Below are 26,304 nucleotides of genomic sequence, written 5' to 3' on the forward strand. Positions count from 1 at the left end.
CGGCGCTCCCGGCCGGCGGTGCGGGCTGCCATGGCCGGCTTTCGGACCGTGCCGGGCAGCGCGGGCCCGGCACGGTCCGAAGGACACGCCTCAGTCCGCTGTGCCCAGGCGTCGCGCCGCAAGGGCGGCCGTCGCCGCCCGGTCCGGTTTGCGCGAGCGCCCCGACAGCGGGATCCGCGCGAGGAGCAGCGCGTCGGGGCGGGCCGTGCCCATCCGCCGGACCGGCTCGTCCAGGGCGGCGCGCAGGGCGTGCTCGTCCGCGCCGCGCCGGGGCTGTACGACGGCCACGAGCCGTTCGTCGCCGTCGCCCGCCGGGATCCCGACCAGGACGGCCAGCTCCACCCCCGGCACGTGCAAGGCGGGCTCGTAGAGTCCCGGGTAGATGTTCTCCGCCCGGCGCAGCACCATGTCCTTGCTCCTGCCCTCCAGGACGATCCGGCCCGCGCCGTCCAGTCGCGCCCGGTCGCCCGTACGCACCCACGGGTCCGGGTCCTCGCCGAGGTAGCGGTGGCGGGCCGCGGGCCCGGACAACAGCAGCTGCCCGTCCTCGTCCGGCTTGGCCAGTACACCGGGCAGCGGGGCACCGACCAGGTCCCCGGCCTCCTCGAAGGCGGCCTTCTCCCGCGCCTCGACGGCGGCGGCCGGGAACAGCTCGGTGAGGGCGTACACGCCCCAGGCCTCGGCCGCGCCCGCCTGCCGTACACGTTCCAGCAGTCCGGCGCCGGCCGGGGCCGAGCCCGTCCACACCCGGCCGTGGAAGCGGGCGCCCGCGCCCAGCGCGTCCCGCAGCCGGGGCGGCGTCAGGTAGGTGTCCTGGGGCTGCAGCCGCCGCAACTGCCGTGCCAGAACGCGTGCGTTGCCCGCCGGGAGGGCGACGGGGGCGCCGCGCGTCAGCGACGGGACGAGGACGAAGAACGTCCCGCCGAGCACGGGCCGGTCCCCGTGCGCGTCGAAGAGCGAGGAGACCGTGGCCATCCCGGCGGACAGGCTCGCCCGGGTGTGCACGACCGCCCGCGGCTGCGAGGTGGTCCCTGAGGTGAACACGATCACCGCGTCGGCGTCCCCGTCCGCCGTCCCGTCCCCGTGCGCCGGGACACCGAGCCGCGGCGCCCCCAGGTCCAGCGCGGGCGCGCAGCCCGGCAGCCGGGGCCCGACCGTGGCCACCGGCCCCAGCTCGGCCAGGTCCGGCAGCGCGAGCCGGGCCCGGCGGGCCAGCGGCCGGGCCCAGCCCGCCACCGCCTGCGCGGCGGCGTCGGCCAGCACCAGCGAAGGCCGGGCCAGCGCGAGGCGGGCGCGCAGCACATCGGGCCCCGCCCCCGGGTCCAGTACGGCCCCGCGCAGCCCGAGCCGCCACAGGGCGAGCAGCACGGCGAGAGCCCGCGGCCCGGGGCGAACGGCGACGCCGACGGTTTCCCCGGAGCGCAGCCCGCGCGCGTGCAGGGCGGCGGCGAACGCGTCCGACAGCTCGGCGAGTTCCCCTCGGGTGGCGCGCACCCGGGGCGCGCCGGTACGGGTGGCGGTGAGTACGGCGGCCCGCTCGGGGCGGCGGCGCAGCGCGTGGTCGAGTCGGTCCAGCATCAGCGGGGGTCGTCCGTCCCGTGCGTGCCGCTGCCCTGGTCGAGGTACCAGCGGGCGGTGCCGGCGAGCCCGTAGGCCCGCAGGCGCCGTGTCGAGTTCTCCACGACCATCTCGCGGCAGTGCGCGATCCGGTCGGAGTGCCGGCGTACGGCGTTGAGGAAGAGCCGGTCGGTCGGCGAGGGGCGCCGGGGCATGCCGCCGACGGCCAGGTACAGATCGGCGGTGATGGCCATGTTGTTCCCGGCGTGCATGCGGTACGGGGCCCGGAAGCCGTTCCTGCGGGAGTGCTGCGGCCGCAGCCGCCCGAAGAGCGCGGCCAGCGCCACGAGCGCGCCGAAGGCGGCGCGGCCCAGCGGGCCGTGCTCGTCACGGCGGGCGACGATCCGCCCGCAGACGAGTCCGGGGCTGCGGGTGAGCGCGGCCCGCGCGGCGCCGGTCCAGCCGGGCCGGGGCAGGCAGTCGGCGTCCGTCCGGGCGAGCAGGGCCGCGCCCCGTCCGATCGCGTACCGGAAGCCGGTGTCCACGGCGGAGCCCACGCCCTTCTCCGGCTCCTCGATCACCTCCACCGGGAAGGGCGCGTCCGCGGCGAACCTCCGGGCGATCGCCCCGGTGCCGTCCGCCGAGGCGTTGTCGACGACGAGCAGGGTGAAGTCCCGGTCCCGCTGTGCGGCGAGCGCCCGCAGCGTGTCCGCGAGCCGGGCCTCCTCCTCGTGCGCGGGCACGACCACCCACATCGGCCGGTCTCCCGCGGTCACGACTTCTCCCAGACCATCGTCATGATGCTGATGCCGCCGCCGAGTCCGACGAACAACACCCGTTCCCCCGGTGCCAGTTCCTCGAAGATCCGGTCCAGCTGGATCCCGATGCTCGCACTCGCGACATTGCCCAGCTCGGGCACCGTCACCACCAGCTTCCCGGCGGGCACCCCGGTCAGCTCGGCGAACCGCTCCAGGTACGGCACCGTCACCTGGTGCACCAGCACCTTGGCGAAGCCGTCCCAGTCCATCCCCGTGCGGTGCAGCGTCCGGTCGATGACGGCGGTCCCCACCTTCTCGAAGACGCCGCGCAGTTCGTGCCCGTCGCCGCGGAAATACGTGTACGCGTCCCCCCGCGGGTGCCGTGACCCGCCGCCCGGAATGCCCCCGACCTCCCAGTGCTCCGAGTGGGTCTCGGTGTCCACGTCGAGGATCCCGCCCCGCTCCACGGCCTCCACCACCACGGCCGCCCCCGCGTCGCCGAAGGTGTAGCCGGCGAAGCCGTCGCGCAGCTCCGCGAGACTGGCCGGGTCCCTGCGCACCGCCCGGCTCGGCGTCTCACCGGTGACCACCAGCGCCCGCCGCGCCCGCCCGGCGAGGATCACGGACCGGGCGAGGTCGATCCCGTTGACGAAGCTGTTGCAGGCGTTGGTGACGTCCAGGGCGTGGGCCCGCGAGCCCAGTTCGGCCTGCACGATGTGCGCCGTCGCAGGCTCCACCAGGTCACGGGAGGCGGAGGCGAAGACCAGCAGGTCGACGTCGAGCGGACCGAGTCCGGCGGCGGCCAGCGCCCGGCGGGCGGCGCCGACGGCGAGGGTGGACGCGTACACGCCCTCGCCGGCGACGCGGCGGGAGACGATCCCGGTGGCCTGCGTCAGCAGCCTCGGGGGAAGCGCCAGGCCGCTGCGGAGCGTCACCTCCCGCAGGAGGTCGTCCGAGGACAGCACCTCCTCGGGCAACAGGCTGCCGACGGCGGTTATCCCGGCGCGCGGCGGCGGATCACACGGCTGAATGAACATGCCCACACGATGACAAGCCGCGCACGCCGAAGCCTGAGTACGCGTGCTCAGTTCGGCGCCGTCCCCTGCACGGACCGCCTGAGTACGCACCCCCTCCCTCGGAGCCCCGCCCGACCCGCCCAACGGCGGGACACGCAGAGCGCGTTTCCGTAGGGTGAGGCGACAAGGATCACGGGGGAGGACACGACATGGCAGCTCGGCGGTTACCGGTGCTGGCGCAGTACCGGACCGACGCGGTGACACGCCTGCTGTGCGCGGGAGCGCACCTGGACGAGGGCTTCGCCCGCGAGGTGGACGTGGAACTCACCGAGGACCGGCTGCGCGCCACCGGGCTCTCCCTCGGCATCGACCTCGTGGCCCTGGCCCGCCACGCCCGGGCCTCCGTCCGCCGCACCGACCTCCGGGACCGGCGCCTGGCCCTGCTCTGCGCGGCCGGCGTCTGGGCGGCCGTACCGACCGCGCTGTACGGCCTCGTCGCGGGCCCGTCCGCCCTCGCCCTCGGGGCCGGCGCACTGATCGTCCTCGCGTACGCAGCCGCCTGGGTGCTGGTCCACCGGGCCGAGAGCGCATCCCGCGCGGCGGCGCTCGCCGTCGAGCACGGCTCCGGGAGGCCGCTCGACCTCGCCCCGGACCTCGGAACGGAGGTGGAGGGCCGGCTGCTGGAGCAGAAACGGGCCAACGTGGTCCCTTACACCGCGAGCGCCGAGCGCACCAACCCCTTCGTCGGCAGCGGCTCGAAGATCAAGGAAATGGTCTGGCAGCCCATCGACGTCAGCCGGCCCGCCGACGACCCGGCGGGCGGCGGCAAGCTGGCCATCAAGCCCTTCGACGCCGTCGACCTGCACAGCTTCATCGCCCGAGAGATGGAGCACATCGCCGGACTGAAGGGGCTGCGGGCCCGCAACCGGCTCTACGTGATAGGCGATCACGTCTCCTACGTCGGGCCCGACCTGCTCCCGGACCGGCTGCGCCGCCCGCGCGCCCAGATCCCCAAGCAGCTGGTGCAGGCCGGGGTCGTGCAGCCCGGCGCCGGCATGCGCACCTACCTCAGCCTGGAGCGGGCCGGCGAGGGCGGCCGCGTCATCGTCTCCATGCACCTGAGGGCCAGGCTCCAGCACCCCAGCCTGACCTGGGAGGTGGCGGCGTACGGGATCCCCCCGCTCCAGCAGCGGTTCTACCGGGTGCACCAGCTGCCGCCGGAGGGCCTGGAACGCTGGTGGAGCCTCGTGAGCTTCACCACCCGGACCACCGCATCGGCCCTCCTCGGCGCCCCCGGCAGGCTCTCCCGGAGGAGCGCCGCCCGGCGGGACCGGACCCGGGCGCTGGAGAAGTGGCGCCGCGAGATCGACAAACGGCACCTGCGGTTCGACTACGGCGCCGTGGACAGCCTGCGCGAACGCGTCGCCGACTGGGACCAGCTGGGGTTCTCCGAGCGGACGGACTCCCAGGACTTCCTCCAGCGGCTGCAGCAGGGCGTGCTGATAGCGACCGAGCGGTTCCTGAAGGACCACAACGTCGACACCAGCTCCTACGACCAGGCGCAGCAGGTCATCAACACCCACACCTACACGTTCCAGGGCGACATCCACGCGGGCAACTTCGGCGCCCACGGCACCGTCAACCAGAACGGTCCGGCCGCACAGTCGTCCGCGAGCCCCTGAAGCGAAGACGAGGAGTCACACATGAGCACGTACAACTTCCACGGGAACATCTCCGGACCCGGCAACTTCGGGGACAACGGCACCATCAACATCGGGCGGCAGGACACCGCCGCGCAGACCCTGCGCCTCGCCGCCGAACTCGCCCAGTGGCTCCGGGCGGAGGGCGCCGGGCCGGCGCAGCTCGCCGCGGCGCAGACCCTGCGTGAGGAGCTGGATCAGGCCGGACGGGAGCAGCGGACCGCCGAACCGGGTCTGGTCCGACGGTCGTTGGAGACCATCACCCTCGGGCTCGGGGCGAGCAGCACCGGCCTCGCCCTCGCCCAGGAGATCAGCCGACTGCTGGGCTGACCCTGCCCCCACCCGCCGCTCCCGTGCTCCTCTCGACGCCGGGCCGTCTCACCTCGTGCGTACGACGGCCCGCGCGCCGCCGAAGTCCAGCTCCAGCCCCGAGCGCAACGGCACGGTCTGCCCCGGCGCGATCTCCTGGGTGCTGCCGTCCGCGCGGGTGCCCGTCCACGCCGATCCGGAGCGGTTGGCCAGCCCGAACTTCCCGGGTCGCTGCGGGTGTTCGGTGAGCTGCGCCACCAGCGTGCCGTCGCCGTAGTCGTGCCGGGCCGGCTCCGGCGCCAGGTGGTGCGCCTGCACCCGCGAGGACCGGTGCAGCAGGATGTGGTGCTCCGTGCGCGGCGGGGGCGTGGTGAGCACCAGCCGGGGCGGCAGCACCAGCACGCTCCCGCAGTTCCAGCAGGAGCCCGCGGCCGCGGCCGCGGCCGGCTCGGTCATGTTCTGCTTCCCGCAGTGCGCGCAGTCCACCACCGCGTCGAGAACCGCGCGCAGCGTGTCCCGCCACTGCGACTCCCGTACCCGGGCCGCCGGGTCGTGCAGCCCCGTCGTGAAGTTCTTCGTGAACAGGTCGCGCAGGGAGTCCGGCGCCACCCCCCAGGTGGCCAGTACCGTCGCATGCTCCACCGGATCGGGCGCGTTGGACCGGTCCAGCGGGTCGAAGACGAACAGCGGCTGCTTCCCGTACAGCCTGCGCTCGGCGGCCTCGTCGAGGCAGCGGATGGCCAGCTCCCGCTGCCCCTTGAGCGGATGGTGGTTCATCAGCAGCATGAACAGCAGCACGGACAGGGAGTGCAGGTCGCTCTGGGTGCCGGGGGAGACCCCGGGCTCGCCGCGGACCAGCTCGGGCGCCATGAACTCCATGGTTCCGGAGATGCCGGTGCTGTCGCCCTCCACCACCGCGTTGTCGTTGTCGCAGACCAGAACGTCTCCGGTCGCCGGGTCGAAGAAGATGTTCCCCCAGGAGATGTCCCGGTAGGCGATCCCGCGCGAGTGCAGCGCCTGGTACGCCTCCACCGTGTAGAGGCAGGCGGTGAGCAGCGCGCGGATGGTGGTCCGCAGCTTGCGGCGGAAGAGCATCGGCAGGCCCTTGAACCGGTCCGGCCGGATGTCCATCAGATAGCCGAAGCCGCCCCGCTCGTCGGACACGAAGTCCCGGGGCCACAGGAAGCGGTCGTCGTCGAAGCCGCGGTCCACCAGCTGGCGGACGATGTCCTCCTGCGCCGGTGTCGCACAGGCCGGGTAGTACCATTTCAGGGCCTGGTCGCCGGACGGGGTCCGTACCCGGTAGACCTCCCCCTGGCCGCCGGAGCCGAGCAGGCCGAAGACCTCCACGCCCAGGCTGCTGTCGGCCGCCAGCCGGGTACCGCTGTCGAGCATGCCGCTCATTCGTCACTCCTGTACGGATCTCTCAGATCGGCCGGGTCGATCGTTCCGGCCGGATACGTCGGACCGGCCGGACGCACCCTCCCGGCCGGGTCGGTGGTGCCGGCGGGGCCGGGAGGGCCGGTGGTGCCGGCCGCGCCGGCCGGGCCGGCGGCGGTGTGCCAGGCCGCCACCAGGGTGGTGTCGTCCCCCGAGTGCCGCGAGGCCTTGGCCAGCCATTGCGGCAGCACGGCCCGGACGCACTCCGTTCCCTCCTCCGACAGCCTCTCGCCCAGCCCGGCCATGAACTGCCGGAAGCCGCTGTCCGAGGCGAAGCTCTTGGACAGCCCGTCGGTGGAGACCGACACCAGCCGCGGCGCCCGCGCGGGAGCGGTCACCGGCGCCCAGTGGGTCCGCACCCGCAGCCAGGCCTGAGGTGAGCACAGGGACTCCGTCTCGTCGCCCAGATCGGCCTCGTCCGGCGCGAGCGGCACCGTCACCCGCCCGTCGTCGCCCACCACGGTCAGCTCGCCGTCGCCGAGCTGCCAGGCCGCGAACACCCGCGGGGTCAGCACGGCGCCGACGAGCGTGCTCCCGTAGAGCACCAGCTTGTCCACCGCGTCCATCCCGGGCTCACCGTGCGACCTGGTCCGCTCCCAGTGCGTGAGCGCCCTCTCATGCCAGGCGCTGACCAGTTGGCGTGGGAGGGTGTACTCGGCGTAGTGCATCAGCCAGGCCAGGCTCGGCGGCGGCTCGTCGCCCCGGGGCTCGGCGAGCGCGGCGAACAGCCTGGCCTGCTGGACGAAGAGGTCCACGGCGAACCGCGACCCCAGATGGCTGCGCGCGTGCGCCGCCGATCCGTGACCGTCGGCGACCGCCATGATCAAAGGCTGTCCGGCGGTGCCGAGCCCCTCCGCCTCGTAGTAGTCCTGATTGCGGGTCTTGTTCACGCCCTGGACGCTGCCCTGGAGGGTGTCCCAGAGCGGTTCGGGTCCGAGGGTCCGCACGGGTCCGCTCACCACACGTCGTCGTCATCGTCGTCGTCGAGCACCGGCGGCGCGTACGGCGGTTGCTTCATGGTGAGGTCCGCGGAGCCCGCCACCGGCTGGGAGGCCGCCTTCACCGCCGCCGTCGAGGCCCAGCGGATCGCCGCGGCCAGCTGCTTGGGGCTGTTCGCGTCCAGCGGCTGGAGCTCGGGATTGCCCAGGAACTCCTGCAGCACGGTGCGGTCGGCGTCCGCGCCGATCGCGATGGCCACCCGGACCGCCTTGCGGCCCCACGGGGTCGCGTCCACCGCCCGCAGCCCCGCCTTCCAGTCGTCCGTCGGCACCCCGTCGGAGACCAGTGCCAGCACCGGCTTCAGCGCCCGTTGCGGCATCGGCGGGGTGTCCAGCTCGCGCGCGGCGAGCTGCAGCGCCTCGCCCAGGTTGGTCATGCCGTCCACCTGCACGTCCTGCCAGGTGAACTGCTCGACCGGCACGGGGTCCTGGTGGTGCCAGCGCGCCGTCGTGGAGAACGTCATCGTGCGCAGCAGCAGTTGAGCGGCCGGATTGTCCTGCGCGACCGCGCGCATCTCCGGAACGGCCTCCCTGATCGCGTAGTTGAGCTGGCCGATCTTCTCGCCCTGCATCGAGTACGAGCAGTCGAGCAGCCAGATGAAATGGACGGGCCGGTTCGCCATCGGCCCGCCGGGGATGTCACTCACCGCATATCTCCTTCAACTCCCGATCCACTGCGGTACGTACCGCACCAGCGCCGCCACAGCGGCGACCGCCGTCACCACGACCGCCGTCACGAACAGGACCAGCATCAGACGCCGGCCCCGCACGATCTGCGGTGTCATCATGAGGTGTTGATCCTTTCCTCGGTGTCCTTCGGACCCTGTACGTCCTGAACGCCCCGGTCCTCCGGCCGGTCCTCCGTGAGCCCCCCGACGCGCAGCCCGGTGCGCGACAGCAGCCACAGCACGGGCTCCGCGGCCCGCCGCTGCTCGGTGTCCAGGGCGCCCGCGCCGGTCGCGGCCCGGGCGCTGACCACCCAGTAGCGGGCCGCCGCGAAGTCGTGGCCGAGGGCCCGCACCAGCTCGTCCAGCCCGATGGCGCCGAGCCAGGCGTCGACCGGCTCGGACGGCCGCGGCAGCGAGGCCAGCTGGTCCAGCGCGTCCCGCTTGGTCACCACCGTGGCCACGGCGAGCCGCTTGCGCCGGCCGCCGAGCCCCTGCAGCTCACCGGTGAACCCCGCGTACGTCTCCACCGGGCCGAGGTCGGCCGGCCGGGCGGCCGCGGCCCGTTCCGGGTCACCGGCCCGCAGGGCGCGGCGTACGGCGGGCGCGGCGAGCACGTCGGTGACCAGCAGGACCCCGTCGGCGTGGGCGAGGTAGCCCTGGCGGCGCGTGGTGTCCGCGTCGCGCAGGGACTCGCCCATCGGGTCGTACAGGTAGAGCAGCCGGCGCCGCCGGCCGCGCCCGACCAGCAGCATCAGGGCGCGGGGCTGCCCGCCCTGGGTCTTGAGGGTCCACCCCGTCCGGCTCAGCTGCCGGTCCAGCGTGTTGGCCTCGCGGAGGTCGTCGGGGGAGGCGTACTCGACCGTCAGCCCGGACCGGTGCGACCAGGACCGCAGCCCTTCGAGCACGGCCGCCATCAGCATGGTCTTCCCGGCGGAGGTGCCCCCGATCAGCGGCAGGTGCACGACCCGGGTGGTGCCGACGGCCGGGGGCAGGCTCTGGTCGCAGAACGGGCACCGCGCGGCGAGCCGGCGCCGCCCGGTCACGGCGGTGGTCGGCAGGCTGAGGCCGCAGCGGCAGACGTGCCGCAGGGCGCCGAAGCCGCCGGGCCGCAGCTCGCGGTGGGCGGCGCCGCAGCCCGGACATGTGTGCACGGCCAGCGCGAACGCCCGGTAGCAGCCGGGGTACGGGCACTTCATCCGGATGCCCCGCGCCAGCTTCCACAGCCGGTCCGCGGTCCGGCCGGCCGCGACGGCCGTCAGGGCGGCGAGCGCGACCAGGACGAGCTGGACGGCGAAGACCAGTGCGACGCAGGCCAGCAGGGCCGAGGCGAGCAGCGCGGACAGCAGGGCGGCCAGCGCCGTCCCGGGCGCGATCAGCCGCAGCACGAGCCGGCCGAAGCCGTTCCCGGCGCGGAGGCCGGTCTGGCCGTGGCGGCCGCGGAGCAGGCGCCGGCGCACGACCTCGCCCAGCCAGTGCCGGGTCAGCAGGTACCAGACGGTCAGTGCGGCCGCCTGCCCGGCGAACCGGGCGTCCCGCCACATCTGCCCGGCCCAGTAGGCGGGGCGGGCCGGCTCCGGGCCCGCGTACGGGGTGATCCTCGGGGCCCTCGACCCGAGCGTGCGGTAGTCGAAGGCGGCCCCGGCGGCCGACAGGCCCAGCCCCAGGAACCGCCACAGCCCGTACCCGAGGCACACGGCGACGCCGATCACACCGGTGGCCACGACGAGGAACCGCACGAGCGGCTCCGGATACCAGAGATCAGCCCCCATCCCCACCGACCCCCTGCCCACCCGCACGGCCCGACCTGCCGGACCACCAGTCACGCCCCTCGTCGCCGCCCGGCTCGCCCGCGGCACTCGGCTCGCCCGGGGCGCCCTGTCGGGCCGCGGCGGCCGGCCCGCTCGGGCTGCCCGGCCTGCCGTCGCCGCCCGGCGTGCTTGCGGTTCCCGGTTCGCCGGACCACCAGTCCGCTCCGGCCGTGGCGCCCGGCGCGCCGAACCCTCCGGGTCGGCCGGAGCCGTCCGGCCGACCTGTGGCCGACGGCCCGACTCGCGCGCCGTCGGGCGGCTCACCGGGCCCGACGGGCCGACCGGATCCGCCCGAGCCGTCGGTGGTGCCCCGCCCACCCGCGGTGCCCGGCCTGCCGGACCACCGGTCGCCTCCCTCCGCGGCGCCCGTTTCGGTGTGTCCGATCGGGCCCGGATCGGCTGGGCGGCCGTATCCGTCCTGGCGGTCGGGCGCCGTCGGCCCGCCGCGCGTGTCGTAGGCGGGCCGCGCACCGGGTCCGGCCGGGCGGGACGTGCTGCTCCCCCCGGCGGAGCCGGCCCGGCGGCCGCCGAAGCGTTCGCGCAGGCGGCCGAAGGCGCCCGGCCGCTGCCAGCCGCGGAACTCCTCCGCCCACCGGCCGCCCAGCCGGGCCAGCGACTGCTCCACCTCGGCCAGCTCCGCCGCGGGCAGGCCCCGTACAACCGGCCGCAGCACCCCGTCGAGCAGGTCCGTGCGGGCCTCCTGCCAGACCGGGCCGGCCTGCGGCTGGGAGGACCACACCGTGAAGCAGTCCGCGACATAGCCGGGATCCAGCCGCAGCCGGTCGAGGACCCCCGGCTCCCGCGCCGCCTGCCGGTACGCGGCCAGCAGCTCCGCGTCGTTGCTCTCGATCAGGGCCCGCAGCTCCCCGGCCGGCCGGTTCACGGCCAGCAGCCGAGCGCACACCGCCGCGTACGCGTGCCCCCGCGCCCCCGGCTCCGGGTCCAGCGACGTCAGGTCCAGCGCCTGGCGGACCCAGCCCGCGCCCGCCGCGCCCGATCGCAGGTTCCGGGCCAGCTCCAGCAACAGCAGCGACGGCCGCAGACGGGCCGGGATCTCCTCCTGGAAGTGCCCGAGGACCTCCGGAGCCAGCTCCGCCGCATCGGCGTCCCCGGCCGGGGCCCGCACCACCGCCTGTACGAGCAACTCCCAGGTCCCGGACTCCCGGTGGACCTGCGGCCCGGTCGCCACCAGCACCATCCCCGCCTCGCAGGCGGTCGGCGGCTCCCCGTCCCACACCAGCCGCATCGCCGTCCGCAGCACCAGCGGCTCCGCGTACAGCGAGACGCCCGACCGGCCCAGGAGGGCGTTCAGCGCACCGACCCGGTCCGGGGCGCCCGCGGCCACCGCCGGAGCCTCGGCGCACATCCGCAGGTGCGGCAGCGCGTCAGCCGCGCTCAGCCGCAGCGCGGTCCGGTCGAACAGCCGCCGCGCCGCGGCCGGATCACCCGCCGCGAGCGCGTCCAGCCGGTCGAGTACGAGGGCCCGCAGCCCCGGCAGTTCGGCCAGCGCGGCCCGCACCCCCTGGCCGTACGCCCGCTCCGGATCGTCGAGCAACGCGAGCGCCACCTGCCGTGCCACACCGGGCAGCAGGTCCCTCACGTCCACCCCGAGCTGCGAGGCGACCCGCAACAGTCCGGCCGGATGAGCCGGTTCGGCCGCGGGGCCGGTGAGCGCCGCCCGCAGCCCCGGTTCCAGCTCCGCCGCGAGCCGGCTCCGGGCGGCCGCGCCCAGCGCGCCCGCGGAGGGCAGCACCCCGGGCGGGGCGCCGGACCGCACCGCCTCGGCGAGGGTCAGCGCCACCAGCGGCTCGCACACCTCCGGAGGGGCCCAGCCGTCCAGGGCCGCGAGCAGCCGTCCGCCCGCGGCGGCCTCCGCCCGGTCCCGGTCCGCGGCCGGGCGGCCCAGCGCCAGGGCCAGCGCGTGCAGCCGTACGCCGTCCAGCGCCTCCCGGTGCCCGGCGGCCCAGTCGGCGGCCGCGGTCCGTCCGGCCGCCGTCAGCGTGATGCCCGCGGCCAGCGCCAACGCCGCCAGCGGGCCCGGATCGTACGGCCCGGTGGCCAGCCGCCGCACCTCGGCGAAGAGTTCCTGGCGCCGCCCCTGCCAGATCCGCGCGGCGGTGTCGGCCCACACGTCCGGCGCCCCCGGGGCGGGGGCCGCCGCGCGCGTGGCGTCGTACACCCGGTAGCGGTGCTCCTGCCCCGCCAGGCCGAGGCCGTCCTCGGGCACCACGCCGATGATCTGCTGCCGGGCGAGCTGCGGCCGCCTGGTGTAGGTGGTGAAGGTCAGCCACTGCCCCCGCTGGTGCGGCAGCACACTGCACGCGAGCATGATCCAGCGGGCCACGGCCTCGCTGTCCGCCTCCACGAGCACGATCTGCGGGGCGGCCGGGTCCTCGCCCAGCCGCCGCACATCGGCGAAGAACCCCGCCAGCCACGGACTGCGTGACGCGACGAAACCGGCCAGCCCGGCCCGGTCGAGCCGGCCCGGCGCGGGCACCGCCGCCAGTGCGGGAGCGCCGTCCGGCGGGGTGGCGGCGGCCCACTGCGGCGAGCCCCACGCGGTGATCGGCAGCTCTCCCACGACGGGGCCGGACCCGGCGGGCTGCGGGAGGTGCACCGCGTGGGCGTGGAAGTTGCCCCAGCGGCCGCTGTAGTCGGCGCCCGTGTACACCGAACGGGCCAGCAGTCGGCTGCCGTCGGCCAGCACGTTCAGGCTGAGCGCCTGTGGGAAGGCGGCGAGCTGCCCGGGGTCCGGGCGCGGCGGCGCGTCCCGGGGCGGCTCGTAACCGATCAGCTGCTCCGCCTCGCGCAGCAGGGCGGCCGGCACCCCGGGGCTGACGGCCGTGAACCGGAAGCCGGAGCCGTCGGGGCCGGGCGGCGCCGACGTGTAGTGGAGTTGGGCGAGATTCATGCGTTCCCCTCCGGGCCGGTACGGCTTCCCGCACCGGCGGCGCCACCGGTGCGCGGCAGCAGCCCGCCCAGCCCCAGCAGCCACAACAGCGGATCCTCCACGCGCAGGGGCCGCGGACCCGACTTCGGGGCGTCGGCCGGCGCGTGCGCGGGCGGCGGTGAGCCGAGCGCCGAGAGCCCGAACAGCGAGAGCCGGGTGAAGTCCCGCTCCAGCTGCCGCAGCAGCGCCCCCGAGTCCCAGCCGTCCAGCAGCGTGCGCATCTCCTCGTGCACCGCCTGACGGTCCTCCTCGTCCAGCGCGCCGGCCGCGTGGTCGGCGTTGCGCAGCAGCGGCGAATGCGGCTCCAGCAGCGGCGCCAGCGAGTCCGTCTTGGTCACGGCCACCGCCACCGGGGTCGTGACCCGGCCGCGCGAGGCGCCCCGGCCGTGGGCCCGCAGTTGCGCCGCGAGGTCGGCGGCGATCTGCTGCGGCGGTGTCTCGATGACCGGCAGCGGCGGACCCTCGTCCACGGGCAGCCGGTCGCGCACCGCCCGCATCTGCAGCGGGTCCACGAGCAGGATGATCCCGTCGGCGGCGGCCAGGTAGTGCGTGTAGCGGTCCATGGCCTCGGCGCTGCCCAGGTCCTCGCCCGCGGCGTCGAAGAACACCAGCGCGGTGTGCCGGCTGCCGTTGCCGCGCAGCCGGCGCCGCAGCGGCAGGCTCAGCCGGTACAGCAGCGGGTCGTTGAAGCCCAGGGCCGCAGGTCTGGTCGCCTCCGGCAGCCGCAGCCGGTCGTAGAGGTCCTCGGCCATCTCGCGGTCCCGGCGCTGGGTCTCGCCGCCCATCGCGGTCACCGACGCCCCGTACGCCCGGCCCACCCGGCCGCGCAGCTCGTTGACCAGGACCGAGACGTAGGTGCTCTTGCCGGAGGCCTTGGGGCCGAGCAGGGCGATGATCCGGGTGTCCTGGTCGCAGTAGTCGCTCGGGAAGTCGCTGTGGCAGCGCCGGCACACCCGGACCGGGGTGGACACCCCGCAGGCGGGGCAGTCCGCCCGCGATCCTCCCCCGCTCGGCGAGATCCGCCGCCCCAGGCCGCGCGCGGCGTCGAAGACCGGGCCGCGCAGTTTCAGGGCGGGAGGCACGCTGGGGCCGATGAAGTCGGCCCATATGGTGTCGAGTTCGGCGGTGCAGGGCCGGGCGCCGCGCACGCCGGTGGCGGACATCTGGCACCGGTAGGGCAGCCGGGCGGCCGGCGCCCGGTCGAAGCAGTAGGGGCAGACGACGGAGGTCATGTCAGCGGACCACCAGAGAGGGGAGAGGGGGCTCTTCGAGCCGGACGGAGGCGGCGGAGCCGCCGAGGAGGAAACCACGCAGGGCGTACGGGCGGCCGGGCGCGGCGACGGCGTCGATCTCGCACTCCACCGTGCCCGTCCCCGTCCCCGTCCCCGCTGCCGCTGCCGCTGCCGCGAGTTCGGCCCCGGTCACCCGGCAGACGGCCGTGCCGCCGGCCGGACCGCCCGGGCGCTGAGGGTTGCGCCCGCCGCCCCGGGCGACCAGCACGAAGCCGGGCAGGTCCGGGCCCGGTGCGCCGCCCGGTGCCCGTACGGTCACGCGCAGGACGGCGGGCCCGCGGCGGAGCAGTCCGCGCCGGGGTCCCGGCACCAGTTCGTAGGCGATGGCCACGTCGGCCGGGAGTTCGGCCCGGGCGTCGCCGCCGGTGGCGGCCAGTACGGACCGGGCGCTGCGCGGTGCGGCGTAGGCGTCGACCTGTAACGCGGCCGGGGTGACCGGGAGAAGGAGCCCCTCGCGCAGGAACACGCTGCGGGCCACGTCGAAGGCGGTGCGCCGACCGTCCTGGGTGACGGCGGCCGTGATGGTGCCGGTGGCGCCCGGCCAGTCGAAGGTGACCTGGACCTGGTCGGGTGCGGTGCGCCGCAGCGCGAGCCCGGTCACCGGCAGCGGCACCTCGACCAGGACGGACGGCCCGGCCAGGGCCCGCTCGCCCAGCACGGCCACGGCGGACACGGTGGTGAACGATCCCGCGGGCGGCAGTCCGACCGAAGTCGACGCGCCGGCCGTGGCCGTGCCGGCCGTGGCCGTGCCGGCCGGGGCCGCGGAGCCCTGGGCCGCGTCGGTCCAGGCGGGGTCGGTCCAGGCCGGGTCGGTCCACGCCAGCGGCGGCGGCAGCTCGGCGGTCCTCAGCTCCGTCCCCTCGGCGGGGGCGCCGCCCGGCCACGCCACCAGCCGTACGTCGGCCCCCTCGCCGCCGGTCCGGCGGAACTCCACCCCGCCCGCGTCCCGGGCCGCGGCCGTCAGGGTGAGCACGGGTGCCGGCCAGGGGTGCACGGTGACCGCAGCCGTCGCGGCCGCGGACAGCGCCCCGCGCCCGGCGCGGCGGGCCGGCGCGTACCGGGCCCGTACGGTCAGCTCGTACCTGCCGGGTTCCAGCCCCTCGGCGCGCAGGGTCTCCCGCCGGCCCGCCCGCACCGCCGTGAGCTCCTCGGTGCCTCCCCCGGGCCGGGTCAGCGTCACCTCGGAGCGGGCCGCGCCCGCGGCCGGTGTCCACGAGGCCTCGATCCACCCGTTGCCGTCGCCGGTGCTCAGCTCCGTCACCGCCGGGGCGACGGACAGCGGTGCGCCGATCAGCGGCGGCCCGTCGACGCGGCCGTCGGCCCCCAGGGGCAGCGCCAGGTGGCGGACCTCCTCGCCGAGCCCGGCGTCACGGTCCACGAGTACGCCCCCGCCCGGCTGCCCGGCCACCTCGGCGAGCGGGGCGGTCGACGGCTCCCCGCGGGTCAGCCGCACCACCCTCCAGCGCAGGTCTCCGAAGTCCCCGGTCGGCCAGCGCAGTTCCACCCCGCCGGGCACGAGGACGGACTCCAGTCGGCCCGAGCCCGGGTCCCCGGCATCCGGCCGGCGGGTGCGGACCAGCCCGCGCACCGCGCGGGGACAGTCCCCCGCCAGCGCGGCCGCCTCCTCGTAGTGGACGCAGGCCCGCTCCGGATCCCCCTGCTCCTCGTGGCGCCGGGCCGCATCGAGCGCGGCGTCGGCGGCCGCGGCCCGGGCGGCCACGTCGGCGAGCCGGGCCGCCAGCGACCGGTCCCCGCCGACGGGCGGCAGTACGCAGGCCAGCCGGGCGGCGGCGCGGATCCGGTGGCCGAGTACCTGGTCCTCGAGGGCCTCGGCGGCGGCCCGCTGCCCGTCGTCCAGCCGGGCCCGCCGGGCGGCGGCGTGGACCAGGGCGACGGCCTCCGCCGGGTCGACCCCCAAGCCGGCCGCGGTGTCCGGCAGATGCCCCTGCGGGTGGTCCTGCAGCAGGTGGACGAGTTGGTAGAGCAGGATCCGCCGCAGGGCGGACGGGTCCGCCTGCTGGATCGCCGTCAGCCGCTCCAGTAACCGGGCCGCGGCCGGCTCCGGCCGGTCCCGGCGCAGCGCGCGCAGCACCCCGGTTCCCACATGGTGGCGCCGGCCGGGCCCCTCGACGCGGAAGACCCCGTCAAGCACCCGTAAGCGGCCGCCCGGCGGGACCAGTGCCTCGCCCAAGTGGCGCAACCCGAGGGCCTGTTGGGAAGCGAGGAGTTCCCCGTACCCTCCCACCAGCGGCGACAGCGGCAGGCCGGAGAGCGCGTGGGCCAGCCCGATGGCATGCCCGAAATCGCTCCCCACCATCCGCTCTGCGCCCCCCGTGCAGTGTGTTGGAGGTCATTTCAGCAGATACGAGAGCCGTTCGGGAACGCTTTTCGTTCTCCAGCTGTACGGCGCGGCGTCACGAACCGATCTCCGCCCGGTACCCCGGGACCGCTGTCCTTGGGGCGCCCCTCGACTCCCCCCTCACCCGCAGAGGTCGTCACGCCATGGCAGAACTCAACCGTCGCAGGTTCCTGCAGATCGCCGGCGGCACGGCCGCCATCGCGATGCTGAACGACAGCATCGCGCGGGCCGCCGCCATCTCGGCACAGGGCGCCACCGGAACGATCCAGGACATCGAGCACATCGTCGTCCTCATGCAGGAGAACCGGTCCTTCGACCACTACTTCGGCGCGATGAAGGGTGTCCGGGGTTTCGGCGATCCGCGGCCGGTCCTCCAGGACAACGGCAAGTCGGTCTTCCACCAGTCGAACGGGACGAAGGACGTCCTGCCGTTCCACCCGCAGGTGGAGGACCTCGGGATGCAGTTCCTCGAGGGGCTGGACCACGACTGGGCCGGTGGCCACCAGGCCTACAACAACGGCAAGTACGACAAGTGGGTCCCGGCCAAGACGGCCACGACCATGTCGTACATGACCCGGAACGACATCCCGTTCCACTACGCCCTCGCCGACGCCTTCACGGTGTGCGACGCCTACCACTGCTCCTTCATCGGCGCCACGGACCCGAACCGCTACTACATGTGGACGGGTTACACGGGCAACGACGGAGTGGGCGGCGGACCGGTCCTGGGCAACCAGGAGCTGGGGTACGGCTGGAAGACCTACCCCGAGCGCCTGGAGTCCGCCGGGGTCTCGTGGAAGGTCTACCAGGACATCGGCGACGGCCTGAACGCGGCCGGTCACTGGGGCTGGATCAACGACGCCTTCCGCGGCAACTACGGCGACAACTCGCTGCTGTACTTCAACACCTATCGCAACGCCCAGCCCGGCAGCGCCCTGTACGAGAAGGCGCGGACGGGTACCGACGTCAAGGCGGGCGACGGCTACTTCGACCGGCTGCGCGCCGACGTGGTGGGCGCCACCCTGCCCCAGGTCTCCTGGATCGCCGCCCCCGAGGCGTTCAGCGAGCATTCGAACTGGCCGACGAACTTCGGCGCCTGGTACATCTCGCAGGTCCTGGACGCGCTGACGGCGAATCCGGCGGTGTGGGCGAAGACCGCCCTGTTCATCACCTACGACGAGAACGACGGCTTCTTCGACCACGTGGTCCCGCCGTACCCGCCGGCCTCCTCGGCCTGGGGCCTGTCCACGGCCGACGTCAGGGGCGACCTGTACGCGGGCGGTGGCGGCTACGCGGCCGGTCCTTACGGGCTCGGCCCGCGCGTCCCGATGATCGTGGTCTCCCCGTGGAGCAAGGGCGGCTACGTCTGCTCCGAGACCTTCGACCACACCTCGGTGATCCGCTTCATGGAGAAGCGCTTCGGGGTGCACGAGCCGAACATCTCCCCGTGGCGCCGCGCCGTCTGCGGCGACCTGACCTCGGCGTTCGACTTCACCCGTGCCGACGCCGCGCCCGCCGCGCTGCCGTCCACGGCCGGGTACGTCCCGCCGGACAAGGACCGTCACCCGTCCTACCACCCGACCCCGCCGGCGACGGGCACCCTGCCCCCGCAGGAGGCGGGCTTCAAGCCGGCCCGCGCGCTGGGCTACGTCCCGTACGTGGACGGCGCCCGCACCGTCTCCACCGGCAAGTTCACCCTCACCTTCTCCTCCGGGCCGACGCTGGGGGCCCACTTCCACAGCACCTCCGGCAACCGTACGGACGGTCCCTGGCCCTATACGGTCGAGGCGGGCAAGACCCTCTCGGACACCTGGTCCACCAGCAGCTCCACCGGCAACCAGATCAACCTGACGGTGTGGGGTCCCAACGGCTTCCTGCGCACCTGGAAGGGCCCGGCGAAGAAGGCCGGCCCCGAGGTGACGGCCCGCCACGTCGGCGGCACCGGGAACCTGGCTCTGACCCTTTCCAACTCCGGCACGGCGGCCGTCAACCTCACGGTGACCAACGCCTACGGCGGCGCGGCCCGGACCATCAGGGTCGCGGCCGGCGCCGCGGTCGCCCACACGGTGGACCTGGCCGCCACGGGCCGCTGGTACGACGTGAAGGTCCTCTCCGACACCGACGCCACCTTCCTCCGCCGCTTCGCGGGCCACGTGGAAACGGGTGCTCCGGGCATCTCCGACCCGGCGATCAAGACCGCCTGACCCGATCCTCCGGCGCGTGCAGCAGCCGCCGTTCCAGGACCGGCAGGTCCTTGGGGCGGTGGCTGCGGGCGTGGCGGAGGAGGAGATCGCGGGCGGTGTCCGGGACCCGGCGCCGCTTCGGATGGCGGGTGGTGAAGGCCTCGCTTGCGAAGAACCGCACGGCGCCGTCCAGCCCGGTCGGGTCCGTCTCCCGTACGGCCCAGGCGAGTTCATCCGTGGACGCCGGAGTCAGCAGCCGCTGCGGGGCCAGGGCGGCGAGCAGCCGCGCGGCGTCCCCAGGGTGCTCCCGGACGGCGCCCAGCCAGCTGAAGACCATGCTCAGCGGTACTCCGCGCGGCGGCCGGGGCTCCTCGCCGCCGGCGCAGGCGGCGGCGTACTCGCGCAAATCCTCCGGCGCCGCTGCTACCCAGCGGGCGCGGTGCCGGGAGGGCAGCCCCGCGGGATCCCGGGAATCGAACAGCGGCCGGAGCGGCCCGGTCGGGTCCATGGACCCGATGCGCTCGCCGCCGGCTTCGTACAGAGAGACCCCGCCGCCCCCGTGGCACATGCACTCGAAACCGTCGTGCGGCTGGGCAGGGGGCCAGGCCGCGAGCACCTCCGCGATCTCGTCCCGGTCGAGGATCTCGTACTTGGCCGGGTGGACCGAGTGGTCCGTATCGGCCGGGGCGTGCGTGACGGCGATGCGGACCGTGCGGGATATCGGGTTCACGGTGTGATCGTAGGCCGGGTGGGCAGAACGTACGGCGTCGGTCTTCTCCGCCCCGTCATCGAGGGAGAACGCATGGCCATCGCCCACCGCAGGATCGGCACCGGGCCCGTTCGCGTCATCGTGCTGCACGACTGGTTCGGGACCTCCGCGAACTGGGGGTCCGTGCTGGACCACCTGGATCCGGAGGGGTTCTCGTACGTCTTCCTCGACTACCGCGGCTACGGCGAGCGCCGGGACGTGTCCGGCCGCTACAGCCTCGGTGAGATCGCCGACGACGTCCTGGAGCTCGCCGACCAGCTCGGCTGGGACACCTTCTCCCTCCTCGGCCACTCCATGGGCGGCAAGGCGGTCCAGCAGGTCCTCGTCCGCGCCCCCGAGCGCGTCGAGAAGCTGATCGGCCTCGCACCGGTCCCGGCCGCTCCCTACGAGATGGACGACGCGACCCACGCCCTCTTCCACGGCGCCGCCGAGAACCCCGCGAAGCGCCGCGCGATCCTCGACCTGGTCACCGGCAACCGGGTGAGCCGCCACTGGCTGGACCGCATGGTCGAGCACTCCCTGGCCGTCTCCCGCCCCGAGGCCTTCGCCGCCTACCTCGCGAGCTGGCAGCCGCTCGACCTGTCCTCCGCGGTGAAGGGCAACACCGTCCCGGTGCTGGTCCTGGTGGGGGAGTACGACCGCGCGCTCACGGAGGAGGTGATGCGCGCCACCTGGCAGGCCTGGTATCCGAACTGCCGGATCGTCACGGTCCGGGGCTCCGGCCACTACCCGCCGCACGAGACACCCGTGGCCTTCACCACCGAGGTGGAGGCCTTCCTCCGCGTCTAGGCGGCGGGAATGATCTTCGTCCTGGACGTGAACGGAAAAACCCGTGGGGGTACGAGGAGAACCTCGTACCCCCACGGGATCAGGGTGAGTGACGGGACTTGAACCCGCGGCCACCTGGACCACAACCAGGTGCTCTACCAACTGAGCTACACCCACCACGAAGGGCGGCGGACCACCCGTTCGATGTGCATGCACAGCATAGCCGATCAGAGGGGTGGTCCTGCGACGCGTTATCCCGCTACGGCGGAGGTGGCGGCCCCGTCGGTGGCGGTGGCCGCCGCGTGGGCGACGGCCGCGGCGGCGAGGGCTCGGACGATCGGGTGCGGCCTCGTCCCGTCCCCGTGCAGCTCCGGCTGGAACAGCGTGGCCAGGAAGAAGGGGTGCCCGGGAAGCTCGGCGATGCGCGCCTGGCCGTCCTCGTCGTGCCCCGACAGCCGCAGGCCGTGCGCGGTGAGCGTCGGCAGGTGCCGCGGCGCGGGGCCGTAACCGCAGTGGTAGCGCTCCATCGACCGCTCCGCCCCGAGCGCGGCCTCGGCGAGCGAGCCGGGCTCGGCCCGTACGAGGCCCTCGTGCCCGACGAGCGAACAGGCGAGCGGGGCGATCAGCGGGTCAGCCGCCCCGGGGTCGTTCTCGGCGTGCGCGGCGTCGCCCAGGCCGCACACCGTCCGGGCGTACTCCAGCAGGGCGTGCTGGAAGCCGCCGCAGGTCCCGAGGAAGGGGATGCCCTCCTCACGGGCCACCCGGATCGCGGCCAGGGTCCCGGCCTCGCTGGCGTACGGGCTCCCGGGCAGCACCCAGACGGCGTCGAAGCGGGCCAGCGTCCCGTCGGCGGCCCCGGCCTCGGCGTCGCCCGTGGGGATCCAGTAGGCGTCGAGGACGAGCCCGTCGTGAGAGGCCAGGGCGTCGAGGAGGAGCGGGATCCGGGTGTGGGACTTCACGTGCGGGGAGCGGTCGCCGACGAGGGCGATCCGTGCGGTCGGGGATGACCCGGGTGAGGTCCGATGTGCGGCCCGATGTGCGGCCCGTGCCGTCTCTGCCGTCTCTGCCGTCTCCGCGGTCTCTGCGGTCTGTGCGGTGGTCATGTGGATCATCCTGTGGCCGGACCCCGCTTCAGCGCCAACGATGATTGGTGCACCTTCCATAAGTGATCCTGATGACCATGGATCCGCACCTGCTCCGCACCTTCGTCGCCGTGACCCGGCTCTGCTCCTTCTCCGCCGCCGCCCGCGAGCTCGGCTACACCCAGTCCGCCGTCTCCCAGCACATCGCCGCACTGGAAGGCGATCTGCGGGCCGAGCTGCTCACCCGCCGGCCCGTCGCGCCGACCCCGGCCGGAGCACGGCTGCTGGAGCACGCCGGCCCGCTGCTGCTGCGGCTCGACGCCGCGCGGGCCGACGTGCTGCGGCTGGCCGCCGCCCCGCCCGGGCGGATCACCCTCGCGGCGTCCCCGCTCGCCGTCGGGCCCCGGCTGCTCGCGGCCCTGCCCGCCACCGGGGTCACCCTGCGGGTGCTGCCCCCCGCCGAGGTGCCCGCCGCCGTCGCGACCGGGGGCTGTGATCTCGGCCTCGTGGACGGTCCGGCCGCGCCCAGCGATCCGCTGCGGCTGCCCGACGTGGCACCGCTCACCGTGACGGGCGTGGGGGAGGAGGAACTGGCCGTGCTGCTGCCCGCCGGGCACCCCTTCGCCGGGCGGGCCGCCGTCCGGCTGGACGACCTCGCCGACGCGCGCTGGCTCGACGCCCCCGGCGTGGGGCTGCCGCTCACCGCCGCCCGTGCCTCCCTGCGCTACGAAGGCACCGACCTCCTCGCCCTCTGCGCCCTCGCCGCCGCAGGGCACGGCCTCGTGCTGCTGCCGCGCCGCGTCGCCGGGGCCGCGAGCGCGGGGGTCGCCGTACCTCTGTCCGAGCCGCGCCTGGTGCACCGTACGGAACTGCTCTCGCCCGGCACCCCGACCGGCGCGGCCGCTGCGCTCGCCGCCCGGCTCACGGGAGGATCACCCGTATGACACGTGAACCCGCACCTTTCACGGCCGACGACTACGCCGCCCGGATGGCCGCCGCCGCGCAGACCGCGGCCGCGGCGGGACTCGCCGGGCTGCTCATCGCCCCCGGGCCCGACCTCACGCACCTGACCGGGTACCGCCCCACCGCCGAGACCGAGCGGCTGACCCTGCTCGTGCTGGCGGCCGGGCAGGACCCGGTGCTCGTGGTGCCCGCGCTGGAGGCGCCCGACGCGGCCAAGGCCCCGGGCGCCGCCGCGCTGACCCTGCGGGACTGGCCCGACGGGAAGAACCCGTACGCCCTGACCGCCCCGCTGCTGGATTTCCGCGGGCGCTTCGGGGTGAGCGACAACACCTGGGCCCTGCACCTCCTGGGCCTCCAGCAGGAGTTGCCGAGCACCTCCTACGCACCGCTCACCGACTGCCTGCCCATGCTCCGCGCGGTGAAGGACGAGCGGGAGCTGGAGCGCCTCGACGCGGCGGCGGCCGCCGCCGACGCCGCCTACGCACAGATCCTCCACCTCCCCTTCGCCGACCGCCGGGAGACGGACGTCGCCGCCGAGCTGGCCGCCCTGCTGCGCGCGCACGGTCACTCCCAGGTCGACTTCACCGTCGTCGGCTCCGGTCCCAACGGGGCCAACCCGCACCACGAGGCCGGTGACCGGGTCATCCGACGCGGCGACATGGTGGTGCTCGACTTCGGGGGCCTGCGCTTCGGCTACGGCTCCGACATCTCCCGCACCGTGCACGTGGGCGAGCCGACCGCCGAGGAGCAGCGGGTCCACGACATCGTCCGTGAGGCCCAGCAGGCCGGAGTGGCGGCGGTCCGGCCCGGGGTCTCCTGCCAGGAGGTGGACCGGGCGGCCCGTGCGGTGATCACCGAGTTCGGCTACGGCGACCGCTTCATCCACCGCACCGGCCACGGCATCGGCGTCACCACCCACGAGCCCCCGTACATGGTCGAGGGGGAGGAGCAGCCGATGGTCCCCGGCATGTGCTTCTCCGTGGAGCCGGGCATCTACCTGCCGGGCCGGTTCGGCGTGCGCATCGAGGACATCGTGACCGTCACCGGGGACGGCGGGCGCCGCCTCAACAACGCCCCGCGCGCATTGGCCGTCGTCGAATAGCCTTCAGCCGGACAGCGCTCACCCGGACAGTCCTCACCCGTGGTCCTCACCCGTGGTCCTCACGGGCCGAGGACCACCGCCGATTCGCCCGGCAGGTGGATCCGCCCGTCCGGGCCGGGGTGTTCGAGCGGTTCCCAGGCGGCCAGCACCCCTACGCCGTTGCGGCCCAGCGCGATCGTCACCGGTTCCGGGGAGAGGTTCACCGCCACCCGTACGTCGCCCCGCCGGAACGTGAGCCAGCGCCGCTCCTCGTCGTGCGCGACCCGGACCGCCGCCAGGTCCGGGTCGCGCAGGTCGGGGTGGGCGCGGCGGAGCGCGACCAGGGTGCGGTACCAGTCCAGCAGACGCGCGTGACCGCCCTGTTCGGGTTCCGCCCAGTCCAGGCAGGAGCGGTCCCGGGTGGCCGGGTCCTGCGGGTCCGGGATCTCCTCGGCCTTCCAGCCGTGCGCGGCGAACTCCCGGCGCCGGCCGCTCCGCACCGCCTCGGCGAGCTCCGGGTCGGGGTGGTCGGTGAAGTATTGCCAGGGGGTGCCCGCGCCCCACTCCTCGCCCATGAACAGCATCGGCACGAACGGCCCGGTCAGCGCCACGGTCGCGGCGCACGCCAGCAGTCCGGGGGAGAGCGAGGCGGAGAGCCGGTCGCCGAGTGCCCGGTTGCCGATCTGGTCGTGGGTCTGGGTGTAGCCGAGGAAGCGGTGGGCCGGGGTCCGGCGGCGGTCCACCGGACGGCCGTGGGTGCGGCCCCGGAACGAGGACCAGGTCCCGTCGTGGAAGAAGGCCCGCGTCAGGGTCTTGGCGAGCGCGCCGAGCGGGGCCTCGGCGAAGTCGGCGTAGTACGCCCGGGATTCGCCGGTCAGCGCGCAGTGCAGGGCGTGGTGGAAGTCGTCGTTCCACTGGGCGTGCAGGCCCAGGCCCCCGGCGGCCCGGGGGGTGGTCGTGCGCGGGTCGCACCGGTCGGACTCGGCGATCAGGAACAGCGGCCGCCCGCTGTCCGCGGCCAGCTCGTCGACGGCCGCGGCCAGTTCCTCCAGGAAGGTCAGCGCCCGCCCGTCGGCGAGGGCGTGCACGGCGTCCAGCCGCAGCCCGTCGATCCCGTAGTCGCGCAGCCAGGCCAGCGCGCTGCCGAGCAGGTAGGCGCGCACCTCGTCGGAGCCGGACGCGTCCAGGTTCACCGCCGCCCCCCACGGGGTGTGGTGCGTGTCGGTGAAGTACGGGCCGAAGGCGGGCAGGTGGTTGCCGGAGGGGCCGAGGTGGTTGTGGACCACGTCCAGCACCACGCCCAGCCCGGCCTCGTGCGCGGCGGCCGTGAAGCGGGCCAGACCGGCCGGCCCGCCGTACGGCTCGTGCACCGCCCAGGGCGCGACCCCGTCGTATCCCCAGCCGTGCCGGCCGGGGAAGGAGCAGACCGGCATCAGCTCCACGTGCGTGACGCCGAGGGCGGTGAGGTGCCCGAGGCGCGCCGCTGCCGCGTCGAAGGTGCCCTCGGGGGTGAAGGTGCCGACGTGGAGCTCGTACAGGACCGCATCCTGGAGCGGGATGTGCGGCGATGGCGTCCGCAGCGGGTCGAGCGCTTCGAAGTCGACCACCGCCGACAGGCCGTCGGGCCCGTCCGGCAGCCGCCGCCCGCGCGGGTCCGGCCGCGGGACGGTGTCGCCGTCCAGCAGGAATCCGTAGCGGCTGCCGTCGCCGGCCGGGGCCTCCACGGTCCACCAGCCGTCCCGGTCCGGATCGCGCGCCATGTCGTACGTCCCGTCGTCGAGTCGCATGACGACATGACCTGTCAGCGGTGCCCACACCTCGAACTGCACGGACGGTCCCCTCGTCTCCGGCGGTGTCCAGCATGCGTATCCTGCCCATCATTCCGGGCGTGGCGGGGGTGTTCTGGACACTCCGGCCCCGACGGGCCGACAATCACCCTGTGACGTCGAGTTTCGAGTTCCCCGCCTTCCCCGCGCCACGGCTCTCGGACGCCGAGCGCGACCGGGCGCTGGGCCAGCTCAGGGAGGGTGCCGCCCTCGGCAAGCTGTCCCACGACACCTTCCTGCGCCGGATGGAACTCGCCCTGGTCGCACGCCGTTCCGAGGATCTCGCCGTCCTCACGGCCGACCTCCAGGCCAGGGAGGCAGCCGAAAGCCCGTGGACCCGTCGGCTGTTCGGCTGGGTCGGCCGGGCCTCGGCCGTGTCCGTCGGCATCCGGCGCGCCTGGGCCGCCGAGAAACTGCCCAAGCTGCTGCTCCCGCACCCGAGCGCGGCGGCCCTGCGGATCGGCCGCGACCCCGGCAACGGGCTGCGGCTCAGCCACGAGACCGTCTCCCGGGCCCACGCGGAACTGAGGCTGCAGGGCGGGATGTGGGTGCTGAAGGACCTCGGCTCCACCAACGGGACCACGGTCAACGGGCGTCGGGTGACCGGCTCCGCGGTGGTCCGCGACGGGGACCAGGTCAGCTTCGGCAAGATGACCTTCCGGCTCTCGGCGCACTAGGCCGTCTCTTTCGGACTCTTTCGGATCTTGCCGGGCCCGCGACGCCCGGCACCGCACCCGGCCGCGTTGTCGGGGCGCCCGAGTACGTCCAGTACTCGGG

At 74.9% G+C, this 26,304-nt stretch carries 21 protein-coding genes and 1 tRNA gene; 7 read left to right on the plus strand and 15 right to left on the minus strand.

All coding sequences use genetic code 11. The annotated features are described in order from the left end of the window. Nucleotides 1-90: 90 nt before the first annotated feature. From ACWGIF_RS32430 to ACWGIF_RS32440, 3 genes are read right to left on the minus strand one after another with little or no spacing between them, the layout of a single operon-like run. Nucleotides 91-1,578, minus strand: coding sequence for a class I adenylate-forming enzyme family protein (locus ACWGIF_RS32430; protein WP_453502854.1), 1,488 nt, complete (start codon nt 1,576-1,578; stop codon nt 91-93). Further along, complete coding sequence (locus ACWGIF_RS32435) at nt 1,578-2,333, minus strand: glycosyltransferase family A protein (RefSeq protein WP_453502856.1); 756 nt, start codon at nt 2,331-2,333, stop codon at nt 1,578-1,580. Before ACWGIF_RS32435 ends, ACWGIF_RS32430 begins: the two co-directional genes overlap by 1 nt. Further along, the gene (locus ACWGIF_RS32440) at nt 2,330-3,352 is read right to left on the minus strand and encodes a 3-oxoacyl-ACP synthase III family protein (RefSeq protein WP_453502858.1); all 1,023 of its coding nucleotides are present in this window, start codon (nt 3,350-3,352) and stop codon (nt 2,330-2,332) included. The genes ACWGIF_RS32435 and ACWGIF_RS32440 overlap by 4 nt, the downstream gene beginning before the upstream one ends. Nucleotides 3,353-3,540: 188 nt before the next feature. Between ACWGIF_RS32440 and ACWGIF_RS32445 the strand changes: the two genes are divergently transcribed. After that, nucleotides 3,541-5,013, plus strand: coding sequence for a hypothetical protein (locus tag ACWGIF_RS32445; RefSeq protein WP_453502860.1), 1,473 nt, complete (start codon nt 3,541-3,543; stop codon nt 5,011-5,013). A gap of 21 nt (nt 5,014-5,034) precedes the next feature. Next, nucleotides 5,035-5,361 (plus strand): hypothetical protein, encoded by a 327-nt coding sequence (locus ACWGIF_RS32450; RefSeq protein WP_453502862.1) that lies wholly within the window; start codon nt 5,035-5,037, stop codon nt 5,359-5,361. Between the two features lie 48 nt (nt 5,362-5,409). Here ACWGIF_RS32450 and ACWGIF_RS32455 read toward each other — a convergent pair whose 3' ends face one another. Genes ACWGIF_RS32455 through ACWGIF_RS32490 form a run of 8 tightly spaced genes read right to left on the minus strand, consistent with a single transcriptional unit; the run spans nt 5,410 to nt 16,813 of the window. Beyond that, complete coding sequence (locus tag ACWGIF_RS32455) at nt 5,410-6,744, minus strand: protein kinase domain-containing protein (RefSeq protein WP_453502864.1); 1,335 nt, start codon at nt 6,742-6,744, stop codon at nt 5,410-5,412. Continuing rightward, nucleotides 6,741-7,739 carry a PP2C family serine/threonine-protein phosphatase gene (locus tag ACWGIF_RS32460; protein WP_453502866.1) on the minus strand — a complete coding sequence of 333 codons (999 nt, stop codon included), beginning with the start codon at nt 7,737-7,739 and terminating at the stop codon, nt 6,741-6,743. Before ACWGIF_RS32460 ends, ACWGIF_RS32455 begins: the two co-directional genes overlap by 4 nt. After that, on the minus strand, nt 7,736-8,401 hold the full coding sequence (locus ACWGIF_RS32465) for a vWA domain-containing protein (RefSeq protein WP_453502889.1): 666 nt from the start codon (nt 8,399-8,401) through the stop codon (nt 7,736-7,738). The genes ACWGIF_RS32460 and ACWGIF_RS32465 overlap by 4 nt, the downstream gene beginning before the upstream one ends. Before the next feature lie 36 nt (nt 8,402-8,437). After that, nucleotides 8,438-8,566, minus strand: a complete 129-nt coding sequence (locus tag ACWGIF_RS32470; RefSeq protein WP_453502867.1) for a hypothetical protein — start codon at nt 8,564-8,566, stop codon at nt 8,438-8,440. Beyond that, nucleotides 8,563-10,215, minus strand: a complete 1,653-nt coding sequence (locus tag ACWGIF_RS32475; protein WP_453502869.1) for a TRAFAC clade GTPase domain-containing protein — start codon at nt 10,213-10,215, stop codon at nt 8,563-8,565. The genes ACWGIF_RS32470 and ACWGIF_RS32475 overlap by 4 nt, the downstream gene beginning before the upstream one ends. After that, complete coding sequence (locus ACWGIF_RS32480) at nt 10,205-13,165, minus strand: GTPase-associated protein 1-related protein (RefSeq protein ID WP_453502871.1); 2,961 nt, start codon at nt 13,163-13,165, stop codon at nt 10,205-10,207. Before ACWGIF_RS32480 ends, ACWGIF_RS32475 begins: the two co-directional genes overlap by 11 nt. Next, nucleotides 13,162-14,436, minus strand: a complete 1,275-nt coding sequence (locus tag ACWGIF_RS32485) for a TRAFAC clade GTPase domain-containing protein (protein WP_453502873.1) — start codon at nt 14,434-14,436, stop codon at nt 13,162-13,164. The genes ACWGIF_RS32480 and ACWGIF_RS32485 overlap by 4 nt, the downstream gene beginning before the upstream one ends. A 1-nt stretch (nt 14,437) precedes the next feature. Then, nucleotides 14,438-16,813, minus strand: a complete 2,376-nt coding sequence (locus tag ACWGIF_RS32490; protein WP_453502874.1) for a hypothetical protein — start codon at nt 16,811-16,813, stop codon at nt 14,438-14,440. Nucleotides 16,814-16,998: 185 nt separating this feature from the next. Between ACWGIF_RS32490 and ACWGIF_RS32495 the strand changes: the two genes are divergently transcribed. Beyond that, the gene (locus tag ACWGIF_RS32495; RefSeq protein WP_453502876.1) at nt 16,999-19,059 is read left to right on the plus strand and encodes a phosphocholine-specific phospholipase C; all 2,061 of its coding nucleotides are present in this window, start codon (nt 16,999-17,001) and stop codon (nt 19,057-19,059) included. On the opposite strand, the gene ACWGIF_RS32500 is transcribed toward ACWGIF_RS32495, so the two are convergent. Next, a complete protein-coding gene (locus ACWGIF_RS32500) occupies nt 19,046-19,768 on the minus strand; it encodes a hypothetical protein (RefSeq protein WP_453502878.1) in 723 nt (240 codons plus the stop codon). The genes ACWGIF_RS32495 and ACWGIF_RS32500 overlap by 14 nt on opposite strands. Nucleotides 19,769-19,840: 72 nt before the next feature. On the opposite strand from ACWGIF_RS32500, the gene ACWGIF_RS32505 reads away from it, so the two are divergent. Further along, the gene (locus ACWGIF_RS32505) at nt 19,841-20,596 is read left to right on the plus strand and encodes an alpha/beta fold hydrolase (protein WP_453502880.1); all 756 of its coding nucleotides are present in this window, start codon (nt 19,841-19,843) and stop codon (nt 20,594-20,596) included. Between the two features lie 83 nt (nt 20,597-20,679). Here the strand turns inward: ACWGIF_RS32505 and ACWGIF_RS32510 are convergent. Both ACWGIF_RS32510 and ACWGIF_RS32515 read right to left on the minus strand, forming a co-directional pair. After that, nucleotides 20,680-20,752 (minus strand) — tRNA-His (locus ACWGIF_RS32510). A gap of 74 nt (nt 20,753-20,826) precedes the next feature. Then, nucleotides 20,827-21,678 (minus strand): CTP synthase C-terminal region-related (seleno)protein, encoded by an 852-nt coding sequence (locus ACWGIF_RS32515; protein WP_453502881.1) that lies wholly within the window; start codon nt 21,676-21,678, stop codon nt 20,827-20,829. Between the two features lie 77 nt (nt 21,679-21,755). Here ACWGIF_RS32515 and ACWGIF_RS32520 point away from each other — a divergent pair, with 77 nt between their 5' ends. Next, on the plus strand, nt 21,756-22,601 hold the full coding sequence (locus tag ACWGIF_RS32520; RefSeq protein WP_453502890.1) for a LysR family transcriptional regulator: 846 nt from the start codon (nt 21,756-21,758) through the stop codon (nt 22,599-22,601). Next, the gene (locus ACWGIF_RS32525) at nt 22,598-23,722 is read left to right on the plus strand and encodes a M24 family metallopeptidase (protein WP_453502883.1); all 1,125 of its coding nucleotides are present in this window, start codon (nt 22,598-22,600) and stop codon (nt 23,720-23,722) included. Before ACWGIF_RS32520 ends, ACWGIF_RS32525 begins: the two co-directional genes overlap by 4 nt. A 59-nt stretch (nt 23,723-23,781) precedes the next feature. Here the strand turns inward: ACWGIF_RS32525 and treZ are convergent, their stop codons facing one another. Further along, nucleotides 23,782-25,530 (minus strand): malto-oligosyltrehalose trehalohydrolase, encoded by a 1,749-nt coding sequence (gene treZ / locus ACWGIF_RS32530; protein WP_453502885.1) that lies wholly within the window; start codon nt 25,528-25,530, stop codon nt 23,782-23,784. 110 nt (nt 25,531-25,640) lie between these two features. Here treZ and ACWGIF_RS32535 point away from each other — a divergent pair, with 110 nt between their 5' ends. Beyond that, complete coding sequence (locus tag ACWGIF_RS32535) at nt 25,641-26,204, plus strand: FHA domain-containing protein (protein WP_453502887.1); 564 nt, start codon at nt 25,641-25,643, stop codon at nt 26,202-26,204. Nucleotides 26,205-26,304 lie beyond the last annotated feature (100 nt).

It is taken from the genome of Streptomyces sp. NPDC054849 (assembly GCF_053610945.1).